This is a genomic window from Lacisediminihabitans sp. (assembly GCF_043726815.1).
GTDB lineage: Bacteria > Actinomycetota > Actinomycetes > Actinomycetales > Microbacteriaceae > Lacisediminihabitans.
This window is the reverse complement of sequence record NZ_JAYSJZ010000088.1, coordinates 17,570-30,580: the sequence shown is the minus strand read 5'-3', so window position 1 is coordinate 30,580 and position 13,011 is coordinate 17,570. Positions and strand designations below refer to the sequence as shown.

Annotated in this window: 10 protein-coding genes; 4 read left to right on the top strand and 6 right to left on the bottom strand. The window is 66.5% G+C overall.

Features of this window, described 5'->3' with window-relative positions:
- Positions 1-40: 40 nt before the first annotated feature.
- The 4 genes from ACHZD8_RS13735 to guaB all read right to left on the bottom strand — a co-directional run bounded on the left by ACHZD8_RS13735 (position 41) and on the right by guaB (position 5,849).
- A complete protein-coding gene (locus ACHZD8_RS13735) occupies positions 41-1,771 on the bottom strand; it encodes a glycerol-3-phosphate dehydrogenase/oxidase (RefSeq protein WP_394770993.1) in 1,731 nt (576 codons plus the stop codon).
- Between the two features lie 16 nt (positions 1,772-1,787).
- A complete protein-coding gene (locus tag ACHZD8_RS13730; protein ID WP_394770992.1) occupies positions 1,788-2,906 on the bottom strand; it encodes a GuaB3 family IMP dehydrogenase-related protein in 1,119 nt (372 codons plus the stop codon).
- A gap of 245 nt (positions 2,907-3,151) precedes the next feature.
- The gene (locus ACHZD8_RS13725; RefSeq protein WP_394770991.1) at positions 3,152-4,114 is read right to left on the bottom strand and encodes a hypothetical protein; all 963 of its coding nucleotides are present in this window, start codon (positions 4,112-4,114) and stop codon (positions 3,152-3,154) included.
- A gap of 232 nt (positions 4,115-4,346) precedes the next feature.
- On the bottom strand, positions 4,347-5,849 hold the full coding sequence (guaB, locus tag ACHZD8_RS13720) for an IMP dehydrogenase (RefSeq protein WP_394770990.1): 1,503 nt from the start codon (positions 5,847-5,849) through the stop codon (positions 4,347-4,349).
- Between the two features lie 231 nt (positions 5,850-6,080).
- On the opposite strand from guaB, the gene ACHZD8_RS13715 reads away from it, so the two are divergent.
- From ACHZD8_RS13715 to ACHZD8_RS13700, 4 genes are read left to right on the top strand one after another with little or no spacing between them, the layout of a single operon-like run.
- On the top strand, positions 6,081-7,460 hold the full coding sequence (locus ACHZD8_RS13715; RefSeq protein ID WP_394770989.1) for a branched-chain amino acid ABC transporter permease: 1,380 nt from the start codon (positions 6,081-6,083) through the stop codon (positions 7,458-7,460).
- A gap of 10 nt (positions 7,461-7,470) precedes the next feature.
- On the top strand, positions 7,471-8,445 hold the full coding sequence (locus ACHZD8_RS13710) for a branched-chain amino acid ABC transporter permease (RefSeq protein ID WP_394770988.1): 975 nt from the start codon (positions 7,471-7,473) through the stop codon (positions 8,443-8,445).
- Entirely contained in the window at positions 8,438-9,394 is a 957-nt protein-coding gene (locus ACHZD8_RS13705; protein WP_394770987.1) for an ABC transporter ATP-binding protein, read from the top strand. The genes ACHZD8_RS13710 and ACHZD8_RS13705 overlap by 8 nt, the downstream gene beginning before the upstream one ends.
- Positions 9,384-10,148, top strand: coding sequence for an ABC transporter ATP-binding protein (locus ACHZD8_RS13700; protein WP_394770986.1), 765 nt, complete (start codon positions 9,384-9,386; stop codon positions 10,146-10,148). Before ACHZD8_RS13705 ends, ACHZD8_RS13700 begins: the two co-directional genes overlap by 11 nt.
- A 126-nt stretch (positions 10,149-10,274) precedes the next feature.
- Here ACHZD8_RS13700 and ACHZD8_RS13695 read toward each other — a convergent pair whose 3' ends face one another.
- Positions 10,275-11,549: an ABC transporter substrate-binding protein gene (locus ACHZD8_RS13695; protein WP_394770985.1), complete on the bottom strand. Its 1,275-nt coding sequence runs from the start codon at positions 11,547-11,549 to the stop codon at positions 10,275-10,277.
- Between the two features lie 172 nt (positions 11,550-11,721).
- Positions 11,722-12,981, bottom strand: coding sequence for an ABC transporter substrate-binding protein (locus ACHZD8_RS13690; RefSeq protein ID WP_394770984.1), 1,260 nt, complete (start codon positions 12,979-12,981; stop codon positions 11,722-11,724).
- Between the last annotated feature and the right edge of the window lie 30 nt (positions 12,982-13,011).

The window sequence follows — 13,011 nt, the reverse complement described above, 5'->3', positions numbered from 1 at the left end:
GCGCGCAGCGGCCCCCGGTAGCGCGCCCCGCGCCGGCTTCCTACTTGGCCGAGACGATGTCCGGGGCCTCGAGGCGCACGCGGTCGGCGGACTCGTCGTCCGGCTCGAGCTGGCTCGCCCGCTCGGCCGCGACCCGCTTGAGATAGTTGTTCACCTCACGGTCGACCCGCTCCTGGTCCCATCCGAGCACGCGCCCCATGAGGGCGCCGGCCACCGGGGCCGCGGACACTCCGCGATCCCAGGCCTCGATCGAGATGCGGGTGCGGCGGGCGAGAACGTCCTCCAGGTGGAGCGCGCCCTCGTGGGTCGCCGCGTAGATCACCTCGGCCTCGATGTAATCGTCGGCGCCCGGCAGCGGGGTGTTGAGCGACGGGTCCTCGCGGATCAGGTCGAGCAGTTCATCCGTCATGACCCCGTAGCGGTTGAGCAGGTGCTCGATGCGCACCTTGTGCACTCCGAACGCCCGGGCGATCTTCGCGCGCTTGTTCCAGGCCGCCTGGTAGCCCTCCGCACCGAGCAGAGCGATGTCCTGCGTCACGCTCTTCGGAACGTTGGCGTCGAGCGCCGCGGCGGCGGCATCGATTGCGTCCTTGGCCATGATGCGGTAGGTGGTCCACTTGCCGCCGGCGACAACTACGAGGCCCGGCACACTGTGCGCCACGATGTGCTCGCGGGAGAGCTTGGAGGTCTGCTCCGACTCGCCGGCGAGCAGCGGGCGGAGTCCGGCGTAGACGCCCTCGACGTCGTCGCGGGTGAGCTTCACGGCGAGCACCGAGTTGACGTGCTCGAGGATGTAGTCGATGTCCGCGGCCGTCGCCGCCGGGTGCGCCTTGTCCAGGTGCCAGTCGGTGTCTGTGGTGCCGATCAGCCAGTGCCGGCCCCACGGGATCACGAAGAGCACGCTCTTCTCGGTGCGCAGCAGCAGGCCCATTGTCGACTGGAAGCGGTCCCGCGGAACGACGAGGTGCACGCCCTTCGAGGCCCGCACCTTGAACTGGCCGCGCTCGCCCACCATCGACTGGGTGTCATCCGTCCACACGCCGGTGGCGTTCACGACCTGCTTCGCCCGGATGTCGAACCGCTCGCCCGTCTCCAGGTCGTGGGCCCGGGCGCCGACCACGCGCTCCCCCACCTTGATGAAGCCCTCGATGCGCACCCGGCTGGCCACGTGCGCGCCATAGAACGACGCCGTGCGCGCGAGCGATGCGGTGTACCTCGCGTCGTCGACCTGGGCGTCGTAGTAGGTGATGCCGCCGACGAGCGCGTCGTTGGAGAGGCTCGGGATGGAGCGCATCACCTGGGACTTGGTGAGGTGCCGGTGGTGCGGAACACCGGGCGGGCGACCGCCGGTGTAGCTGAAGATGTCGTAGAGCAGCATGCCGGCGCCGACATAGAGCCGCTCAATCACCCGCTTCTGGAGCGGGTAGAGGAAACGCACCGGCTTCACCAGGTGCGGGGCGAGCCGCTGCAACAGCAGGCCGCGTTCGATGAGGGCCTCGCGCACCAGCCGGAAGTCGAGCTGCTCCAGGTAGCGGATGCCGCCGTGCACGAGCTTGGACGACCGGCTCGAGGTGCCGCTGGCCCAGTCCCTGGCCTCAACCATTCCCACGCTCAGACCCCGGGTGACCGCGTCGAGCGCGCTGCCGGTTCCCACGATGCCGCCGCCGACCACAAGGATGTCGAGTTCCTTCTCCTTGAGGGCGGTTATCGCATCCGCGCGCTCCTCCGGACCCAGCTTCGATGAGCGAGTTACCGTCTTTTGCCTGGCCATCACTGCCTCCGTAGGGTTACTTGTGGTACGGCGCGACCACCACTTCGACCCGCTGGAATTCCTTGAGGTCGGAGTATCCGGTTGTCGCCATGGAGCGGCGCAAAGCGCCGACGAGATTCACTGTGCCATCGGCAACTGAGGATGGCCCGTAAAGAATTTCCTCGAGCGGGGCGGTCGAGCCGACCTTCACCCGGTTGCCCCGCGGAAGTTCGTTGTGGTGCGCCTCCTGGCCCCAGTGCCAGCCGCCGCCCGGCGCCTCGGTGGCCCGCGCGAGGGTCGAACCGAGCATCACGGCATCCGCCCCCACCGAGAACGCCTTGGCGATGTCGCCGCTCGTGCCCAGGCCGCCATCGGCGATCACGTGCACGTAGCGTCCGCCGGACTCGTCCATGTAGTCGCGACGGGCGCCGGCGACATCCGCCACGGCCGTGGCCATGGGCGCATGGATGCCGAGGCTCGCGCGCGTGGTGGAGGCCGCGCCGCCGCCGAAGCCGACAAGCACGCCCGCCGCGCCGGTGCGCATGAGGTGAAGCGCCGGGGTGTAGCCGGCCGCGCCGCCCACGATCACGGGCACGTCGAGCTCGTAGATGAACTTCTTGAGGTTGAGGGGTTCCTGGTTCTTGGAGACGTGCTCGGCGCTCACCGTCGTGCCGCGGATCACGAACAGGTCGACACCCGCCTCCACCACGGTCTTGTACAGCTCCTGGGTGCGCTGCGGCGAGAGGGCGGCCGCCACGGTGACTCCGGCCGCGCGGATCTCCTCGAGGCGGGTCTTCACCAGTTCCGGCTTGATCGGCTCGGCGTAGATCGCCTGCATGCGCGCGGTGGCGGCGCCGTCCGGAAGGGCGCGGATCTCGGCGAGCAGCGGCTCCGGGTCGTCGTAGCGCGTCCAGAGGCCCTCGAGGTCGAGAACGCCGAGGCCGCCGAGCTGGCCCATCAGGATCGCGGTCGCCGGGGAGACCACCGAGTCCATGGGCGCCGCGATGAAAGGGATCGTGAACTGGTAGGCGTCGATGCCCCAGTTGACCGACACGTCCTGGGGGTCACGCGTGCGCCGACTCGGCATGATGGCGATGTCATCAAAGGCATACACCCGGCGAGCGCGCTTGGCGCGGCCAATCTCTACGTCACTCACCCGTCCAGCCTACCGGTCGGTGCCGCGGTGCGCTCCAGCCCGGGGTCGGGCGTGCTGATGGGGGTGCGGGTGGGGTTCTGCTCCCGCGCGTTGCGGGGTCTGCGGGGCCGGGGGCCTCGCCGCACTCGAGGTCAACTGCATCCCGCTGTTGCCAACCCGGGCGTGTGCGGACCGTCCGGGCCGGCACGCCGGCCCCGGCAGTCCGCACACGCCCGTGGTGGCGCACCGACCCCTGCAGTTGCCGATTACGCGCCCTTCCGGTTCGACGGCAAACCTGCGTCACGCAGAATGGTGAAGAGTGACGGCGGCGCGATGGCATCCTCCCAGAGCCACCGGGCGACGGATGGGCCGAGAGCGCGAAGCCGGTCTTCGCGTTTCTTCTCTGCGATCACGATGTCGCTGACTGACAGCGTGCGGCCGAACGCTCCGCGCGTGTACTTGAGGAGCCCATCGAACTCACCGATGAGGCGGTACTGCGGCCACCAGAAGTCCGTGAACCCGATGAGCCCGTGCCTGTCTTCGAATCGCTGCTGCAGCACGGGTGCGGGGAACCCCAATTCGTGAATTGTCGCCCGGCTGAGCGACTCTCCCGGGGAACCGGAAAGGCAGTCGCCGAATTGGATGGCCCGGCTGACGCGCTGGCGTCCTCGTGAGACTTCGAGTGCAGTGAGGACATCCCACAAATCGGTAGTCGCCAGGCTTGGCTTGGGCGACGCAGTGGTGCCCGGTCGAATCGCCCAGTCCAGCGCAGCAACCGCCGAGGGAAACGGAAGCACGAGCGCAAGATCGATGACCGTCCGTCGAAGACTCGTCACGGGAACCCCGCCGACGATCTCGATGTCGCTGTCGAGAAAGCGGGTGGCGTGCCGGCGGAATGACCCCTCGGTGCGCGACCCGGCGGCCTCGCTGGCAAGCACATCGACGAGCCTCGGCAACTCGCCGACGAGTGGAATTCCCCACACGACGGCCGCCGAGCGATGGCTCAGAATGGGATGGGTGCGGCTCGCGCCGGTTGCCGCGATGACCTGGTGTCGATACTGCTCGGTTCGATCGAGCGCATGCCACACCTTCGTCGGCAGGTACGCGCCGCGGTGGATGCGCACCGCATCCCCGCGCTGGGCCGCCCGGCGAAATGGTCGACCGTCGAGATCGAACTGGCGGAGCTCGGAGACGTAGGTGATGTCGTGGATGTGCGCGATGTTCTGCATGCAGCGAACGATCGTTCATCTGGGGGACGGCGAGAGACGTTCGACCCATCCGGCGAGGATGCCTGCGCGCTAGGGCAACTGGGGAGGAGATGTCACCCGACGGGGCTGCGAGATCGCCCCCTCGGGCCGAGGCGGACAGTACGGGCCGGCACGCCGACCCGGATTGTCCGCGGACGCCCGCTTTGCCCTCGGCGGCACAACTGCAGGGCCCACACCAAGCACCGCCCAACCCCTACCGGGAGTAGTTCGGCGCCTCCACCGTCATTTGGATGTCGTGCGGGTGCGATTCCTTGAGTCCGGCAGCGGTGATGCGCACGAACTTGCCCTTGGCCTTGAGCTCCGGGATGGTGCGCGCGCCGGTGTAGAACATCGACTGGCGCAGGCCGCCAAGCAGCTGGTACGCCACCGCGGAGAGCGGGCCGCGGTACGGCACCTGTCCCTCGATGCCCTCGGGGATGAGCTTGTCGTCCGACGGCACGTCGGCCTGGAAGTAGCGGTCCTTCGAGTACGACGTCTTCTCTCCGCGGCTCTGCAGGGCCCCGAGCGAACCCATGCCGCGGTACTTCTTGAACTGCTTGCCGTTGACGAAGACGAGGTCGCCCGGGCTCTCGTCGCAGCCGGCGAGGAGCGAGCCGAGCATGACCGTGTCCGCGCCGGCGACGAGGGCCTTGGCGATGTCGCCCGAATACTGCAGTCCGCCGTCGGCGATCACCGGGATGCCGTGCTCCCGCGCGGCGAGGGACGCCTCGTACACCGCGGTCACCTGCGGAACCCCGACTCCGGCCACGACGCGGGTGGTGCAGATCGAGCCGGGGCCGACGCCCACCTTGATGGCGTCCGCTCCGGCATCCACGAGCGCCTGCGCGCCGCCGCGGGTGGCGACGTTGCCGCCGATGATGTCGACGTGGCTCGCGACCGGGTCGTTCTTGAGCCGGCGGATGATGTCGATCACGCCGGCGCTGTCGCCGTTCGCGGTGTCGACGACCAGGGCATCCACCCCGGCGTCGATGAGGGTCATGGCGCGCTCCCACGCGTCGCCGAAGAACCCGATCGCGGCGGCCACCCGGAGCCGGCCGGAGTCGTCCTTGGTGGCGTTCGGATACATCTCGGACTTGTCGAAGTCCTTGACGGTGATGAGGCCGCGGAGCCTGCCATCGGCATCGACGAGCGGGAGCTTCTCGATCTTGTGCTGCGCGAAGATGGCGACCGCGTCATCCGGGTCGATGCCCTCGCGGGCGGTGATCAGGGGCGCGCGGGTCATCACGTCGCGCACGAGAGTCGTGGCCTTCTCGAACGGCGAGACGAAACGCATGTCGCGGTTGGTGATGATGCCGACGAGACGGCCGTCGTCCTCCACCACCGGGAGTCCGGAGATGCGGAACTGGCCGCACAGGGCGTCCACCTCCGCGACCGTCGCGTTGGGGGTGGTCGTCACCGGATTGGTGATCATGCCGGACTCGCTGCGCTTCACGCGATCCACCTGGTCGGCCTGGTCGACGATGGAGAGGTTGCGGTGCAGCACGCCCAGCCCACCCTGGCGGGCGATGGCGATGGCCATGCGCGACTCGGTCACGGTGTCCATGGCGGAGGAGAGCAGCGGCGCGGCCACGGTGATGCGGCGGCTGAGGCGCGTCGAGGTGTCCGCCTCGCTCGGGATGACGTCGGTGTGCCCCGGGAGGAGCATGACGTCGTCGTAGGTGAGCCCGATGAAACCGAAGGGGTCCGGCTGGTCCATGTGTCCTCTTTTTCCCGCGAATGCTGAGCTGAAGGTCCGGACTGCATCGACGGATTCCGGTACTCAATATTAACCAGTTAGCGGCGCGGCTATTCCACCGTCATAATGGCGAGACTGAAGCGTGCTCTCCGCGAAACACCGGTGACACATTCGACAACTAACGTCAATGACGACGGTCGGCCAGATTGCCCGGGAAACCCTTGCCCCGGCTGGCTCCGCCTTGGAGGTTCCGTGACACTCGCAGGTACAGTTCCCCGACGCAAGACGCGGTGGTTGGTCGTGATCTTCGCAGCGCTCGCCGCATGCGCATTCGTCTTCTCCAGCGCCGGGTCGGCATTCGCCGCCGACACCCCGACGCCGACGCCGTCGGCCTCGACGCCCGCCGCCCAGAGCATCGGCGTGTGGGTGCGGGTCGCCGCCGACAAGTCCAACGTGGCCGGCGTCAAGGTGACCGTTTCCGGACCGAAGGGCTTCACGGTTACCGCGGTCACCGGTGCCGACGGCAAGGTGACTGTGCCCCTCGACAAGCCGGGAACGTACAAGGTCAACCTTGATGCCTCCAGCATCCCGCCCGGCGCCGGAGCGGTTCTCGGAACCAATCCGCGCGATGTATCGGTGGGCGGGGACAACCAGGGTGTACCCGCCTACTTCCTCCTCGGCTCGGCGGCGACCACGCCGTCTCCCGGATCTACCGCGAAGCCTTCGCCAGGGGGTACCGGCTCTGGCACGTCCTTCGGCGAACTGGCCCTGCAGCGAGTGGCGACCGGCCTCATCTTCGGCCTGCTTCTTGCGCTCGCCTCAATCGGCGTCTCCCTCATCTACGGCACCACGGGCCTCAACAACTTCGCCCACGGCGAACTCGTGACGTTCGGCGCCCTCGTCGGTTACATCGTCTCGGGAACGCTTCATCTGCCCGGCTGGCTCGGCATCATCGCGGCCCTCGTGTTCGGTGGCGTCTTCGGCTATCTGCAGGACCTCGGGCTGTGGAAGCCGCTGCGGAAGAGGGGCGTGGGTCTCATCCCCCTGATGATCGTGAGCATCGGACTGTCTCTCGCGTTGCGGTACATCTATCAGTTCATCTTCGGGCCGGGGCTGCTCGTCACGCCGAGCAACAACAGTTCCTTCCTCACTCTCGGGCCCGTCCACCTGCGACTAACGGATGTCACGAGCCCGCTCATCTGCATCGTGGTGCTGCTCCTCGTGGCCTTTGCGCTCCTGCGCACCCGCATCGGAAAGGCGACCAGAGCGGTGTCTGACAACCGATCGCTCGCGGCCGCCACTGGCATCAATGTGGAGCGGGTCATCCGCATCGTCTGGGTCGCCGGCGGCGCACTCGCCGGTCTCTCGGGCGCCCTGATCGGCTACTACCAACCGATCAACTGGGAGACGGGAGCGAGCATCCTGCTGCTGATCTTCGCGGCCGTCACGCTCGGAGGTCTCGGGACCGCGTTCGGAGCGCTGATCGGTTCGCTCGTGATCGGCCTCCTCGTCGACCTGTCGACGCTCTTCATTCCCTCCAACATGAAGTTCGTCGCCGCGCTCGCCGCGCTGATCGTCATTCTGATATTCCGGCCACAGGGCATCCTGGGTCGACGAGACCGGATCGGTTAGGGAAACTCTCATGGACTTGAACTTCATCCCTCTGGCATTCGGCCAGATCCTCTCGCCGCTCACCATCGGATACGCTCTCGCGGCTCTCGGGCTCGCCGTCCATTTCGGCTTCACCGGACTGCTGAACTTCGGCCAGGCCGGCTTCATGGCGGTGGGAGGCTACTTCTTCGCAATCACCACGGTGAAGTTCGACTGGCCCCTCTGGGCGTCGCTCATCGCCTGTGTGGTCGGCGCGATTCTCTTCGCCCTCCTGCTCGGCATCCCGACCCTGAGACTGCGAGCCGACTATCTGAGCATCGTGACGATCGCCGCCGCGGAAATCGTGCGCTACACCGTCAAGACTCCGAGCATCAGCAACCTGACCGGCGGCTCTGACGGGATCAACGGGTCGTCTCGCGACTTCTACCGACTCAACCCGCTGCCGGACATCCGCTACGGCTACGGAGTGCTCTCGTACAACAACAACGAGGTGTGGTCGATGATCGTCGGCTGGACCGTGGTGATCATTGCCGCGGTATTGGTCTGGCAGCTCATGCGGAGCCCATGGGGCCGCATCGTCAAGGGCATCCGTGAGGACGAGGATGCCGTGCGCAGCCTCGGCAAGAACGTGACCTGGTACAAGATGCAGTCACTGATTCTCGGCGGCGTGCTCGCGGCCCTGGGAACGGTGCTCGTCATCATCCCGACGTCACTTCAGCCGGACAACTACGGCACGCAGACCACGTTCTTCCTGTACACGATCGTGCTTCTGGGCGGCGCGACCACCGTGCTCGGCCCGATCGTCGGGTCCATCATCTTCTGGGTCGTGCTGTCGCTGTCGGACGGCATCCTGACGCTGCTCGTCTCCAACCACCTGCTGCCGATCACCTCGGTGCAACAGGGACCGATCCGATTCATCATCGTCGGCATCGCCCTGATGCTCTTGGTGATCTACCGGCCGCAGGGCATATTCGGCAAGAAGAGAGAGGCTCACTTCAGTGGCTGACGCGAACACGACCAAGGCCCCGCTCCAGATCGGCGAACCGGGACCGGGCGTCAAGAAGGTCGACCCGATCCTGGTCGCCGACGGCGTGCGACGCTCATTCGGCGGCGTGAATGCGGTCGACGTCGAACACGTCGAGATCCCGCGGAACGCCATCACGGCCCTCATCGGACCGAATGGGGCGGGCAAGACGACCTTCTTCAACCTGCTCACCGGCTTCGACAAGCCTGACTCGGGAACGTGGGAGCTCGACGGCAAGAGCCTGGCCAACGTGCCGGCGTTCAAGGTGGCTCGCCGCGGCATGGTGCGAACATTCCAGCTGACCAAGGCCCTCAGTCTGTTGAGCGTGATGGAGAACATGCGGCTCGGCGCCGGCGACCAGGGCGGGGAGCGCATGCTCACGGCCCTGTTCAGCGGCTTCTGGCGCAAGCGGGAGAAGGAGATCACCGACCAGGCCCTCGAGCTTCTCACCCGGTTCAAGCTCGACACGAAGAAGGACGATTACGCCGCGAGCCTCTCCGGCGGCCAGCGAAAGCTTCTCGAGATGGCGCGAGCGCTCATGTCCAAGCCGGAACTCGTCATGCTCGACGAACCGATGGCCGGCGTCAACCCGGCCCTTACGCAGTCCCTGCTCAGCCACATTCTCGACCTCAAGAAGGAGGGCATGACCGTGCTCTTCGTCGAGCACGACATGCACATGGTGCAGACCATCGCCGACTGGGTGATCGTGATGGCCGAAGGCAAGATCGTCGCGGAGGGATACCCCGATGTCGTCATGCGCGATCCGGCGGTGATCGACGCCTACCTCGGTGCTCACCACGACACCGACCTCGGCTCGCTCACGGGGCAACTCGAGGTGGCGAAGGACCTCGGAGACTCCTTCCTGGTGAATGAGATCAGCGAGGAAATCAGCGACGAAGCAAGCACGAAGGAGACCACCGATGGCCAATGAGATTGTTCTCGAGACCAAGGATCTCGTCGCCGGGTACCTGCCGGGTGTGAACATCCTGAACGGCTGCAACGTCTACGTCGAGAAGGGCGAGCTCGTCGGCATCATCGGGCCGAACGGCGCCGGGAAATCGACGCTGCTCAAGGCGATCTTCGGCCAGGTCAACATCCGCAGCGGCTCCGTGCTGCTCGCCGGTGACGAGATCACGGGCCTGAAGGCCGACAAGCTCGTCACGCGCGGGGTCGGAATGGTGCCACAGAACAACAACGTGTTCCCGAGCCTCACCATCGAGGAGAACCTCGAGATGGGCGTGTACCAGAAGCCCAAGATGTTCAAGGAGCGCATCGACTTCGTCACTAATCTGTTCCCCGAACTCGGCAAGCGACTCAAACAGCGGGCCGGCTCCCTCTCGGGAGGCGAGCGCCAGATGGTGGCAATGTCGCGGGCGCTGATGATGGACCCCTCCGTGCTGCTTCTCGACGAGCCAAGTGCCGGCCTCTCGCCCGTGCGTCAGGACGAGACGTTCATCAACGTCGCCCAGATCAACCGCGCGGGCGTCTCCGTCATGATCGTCGAGCAGAACGCCAGACGAGCGCTGCAGATCTGCGACCGGGGCTACGTGCTCGACCAGGGCAAGGATGCCTACAGTGGCACCGGGCGCACGCTGATGAGCGATCCGAAGGTGATTGAGCTGTACCTCGGCACCCTGGCAACGGACCACGCGGTCACCAACACCACGCCGACGGCCGGCGGGTAGCGGACAGACAAGCGTGAGAAGGGGCCCGGCACAGAGTGCCGGGCCCCTTCTCGTGCGACGCCCAGGCGCCCGGACGGCACAGGGAAGGGCCCCGGTCCGAGAACCGGGGCCCTTCCTACTGAGTGGCTACTTGCTGAGGTCGCCGAACTCGGCGGACTCGTACACGTTGTCGTTGCCGGTCGTGTACTTGTAGATGGAGATGTACGCCTGCGACGGGTCACCGTTCTTGTCGAACGTGATCGGACCGGAAAGCCCGTCGTAGTTCGCGGCCTTGCCATCGTTGATCAGCTTGGCGCAGGCCGCGAAGGTCGTGCACTTGGTGCCGTCCCTCGAAACCGACTGCAGGTTGGCCTTGAGGGTCGGACCGTCGGTCTTCTTGCCCTTGAGCGCAGCCAGGGCGAGGAGCACCGTGGCGTCGTAGGACTCCGGGGCGTAGCTGAACACCGTCAGCGCCGCGTTGCCCTGCTTCTTGACGAGCGCCTGCAGCTTGGCCTGGTAGTCCTTCGAGGCATTCACACCGGGGTTGGTGAACTGCGCGCCAGCGATGTCCGGTCCCGTGTATGACTTGTCGATGACTCCGTAGTTGCCGTCCGTGCCGTAGAACTTCTTGAAGTCGAAGTTGTTCTTCTGCAGCTCGGGGGCGATGGCCTTCAACTGGTCGAACGAGATCACGACGAGCGCGTCGGGGTTCGACGAGAGAGCCTGCGTCACCTCAGACGAGAAGCTGGTAGCCGCGGGGTCGTACGGCACGTTCTCGCCGACGGTTCCGCCGCCCGCCTCGATGGCCTTCTTGACGTTGTCGTCAAGACCCTGGCCGTACGAGTCGTTTTGGTAGATGATCGACACGTTTGTCGCGCCGTCCTTGAGCACCTTCTGGCCCAGCACTCGACCCTGCAGAACGTCCGAGGGCGCGGTTCGCCAGTAGTATCCGTCATCCGCATAGGTCGAGAATGCCGGGGAGGTGTTGGCCGGGGAGATCTCGATGACCTTGGCTTTCGTGATCTGGTCGATCATGGAGAGCGAAACGCTGGAGGACGCGGCACCGATGATCGCGCTGACGCCATCGGCGAGCAGTGCCGTCGCGGACTGGGTCGCGATGTTGGTCTTCGTGTCACCCGAGTCCTTGTTCTCGACGGTGACCTTGATTCCGGCCTTCGCGGCGTTGATGTCTGCGGCAGCAGCCGCGACGCCAGCGAACTCGGGCGGCCCAAGCACTGCGAGGGAGCCCGTCTGCGGCAGAATCGTGCCGATCTTCAGTGTCAGGTCCTTGCCGGTAGAGGTAGAGCCACCCGAGGCACAGCCGCTCAAGATGAGCGCGCTGATGCCGAGAATTGCGATACCGCTAATGGCGGACTTGAGAGACCGTGAGCGGGAGGCCGGGGCCTTCGCGAGAACGCTCATGTTGCTCCTTGCGTTGTGTGTGTTTGAGGACGCGACAATGCGGGGCATTGCCGTGCTTATGAACGTATTGCCCACGATCACGAGAAACAATACGTCTGGGTTACATCCATGTAACACGGCAGAATCGTTACCTTTCGTTACCGAAGGATTTTTTTAGGCCCGGGAGAGAGCGTCACCCACCGACCGTGTCGCCGACCCTCGCGAATCGATTTGCGGCGTCATACTTGTAGACCCCGAAATGCGCGGAGCTCGGATCGCCGTTGCTATCGAAGGCGATCGGCCCCGAGATTCCGTCGTAGTCGATGTCGGTCCTGGTCTTCAGCACGGCGAGACACTCGCCGAAGCTCGTGCACTTGATGCCGCCCTTCGAGACGTCGGTGAGCCTCGCCGCGATGGACCGACCGCCGGCATCGCGGGCGACCGTCGCCGCGAGGGCGGCGAGGATCGTGGCGTCGTACGCCTCCGGGGCGTAGGCCAGGTTGCTCGCCGCGGGGTCCGCTGCCTTCACTCGGGCCGTGAAGGCGGCATCCGACCCGGCTCCCGCGAGGATGCCGTTGACGCCGGTGAGGGTGCCGGCCGGCAGCGCCTGCGAGTAGTCGGCCATGTTCTCCCCGGTGAGCCAGAGCTTCGCGCCGCCGAGGCCGGCCGCGGTCAGCGCCGTGATCACCGCCTTGTTCTGCTCCATCGCGGCGAACGTGCTGGCGAACACCACGGCATCCGGGGTGGTCTTCTTCACCGCGGCGACGATCGGAGCGAAGTCCTTGGTGGACGAGTCGAACTTCTGCGTCGAGACGAGGGAGCCGAAGCCGGCCTTGAGCCGGGAACGGAGCGAGCCGAGAATCGCGGCGCCGGTGTCGTCATTGAGGTAGACGTAGGCCACCCTGCCCTTGCCACCGATGGCTCGCGCAAGGGCGTCGCCCTCGAGCGCCGCCGAGGGGATGGTGCGGAAGAACAGTCCGGAGTCCGCCACGGCGCTCAGTCGCACGGAGGTGGCGGCGGGCGAGATCATCGGGATGCCGGCGGCGACGAGCTTCGGAACGAGTCGCTCCGCGAGCACGGACGACGACGGGCCGATCAGCACATCCACCTTTCGGGACTGAAGGTCGGCGAACGACTTCTCGAGCGTGTCGGTGGAGACGTCGCCGGAGTCGCGGTGCAGCACCTCGACTGGCTTGCCCAGGACCCCGCCGGCCTCGTTGATCTCGCGCACGGCCGCCTCGACCGCGGCGGCCTGGGCCGGGCCCAGGTAGGCCTGCGCCCCGGTGGTGGGGAAGACCGAGCCGATGCGCAGAACCCCGTCACCGGTGGGTTTGGCCGAGAAGCTCGGAGTGGTGGTCGGCACCGGTTTCGGGGCTTCGGTCGCGCAGCCGGCGACGGCGAGGCTCAGGGCCGCGGAGAGGGCGACGACGACGAGAGTGCGTGGGCTCGGCATGGGGGTCCTTAGCTGGGGATCATCCCGAAC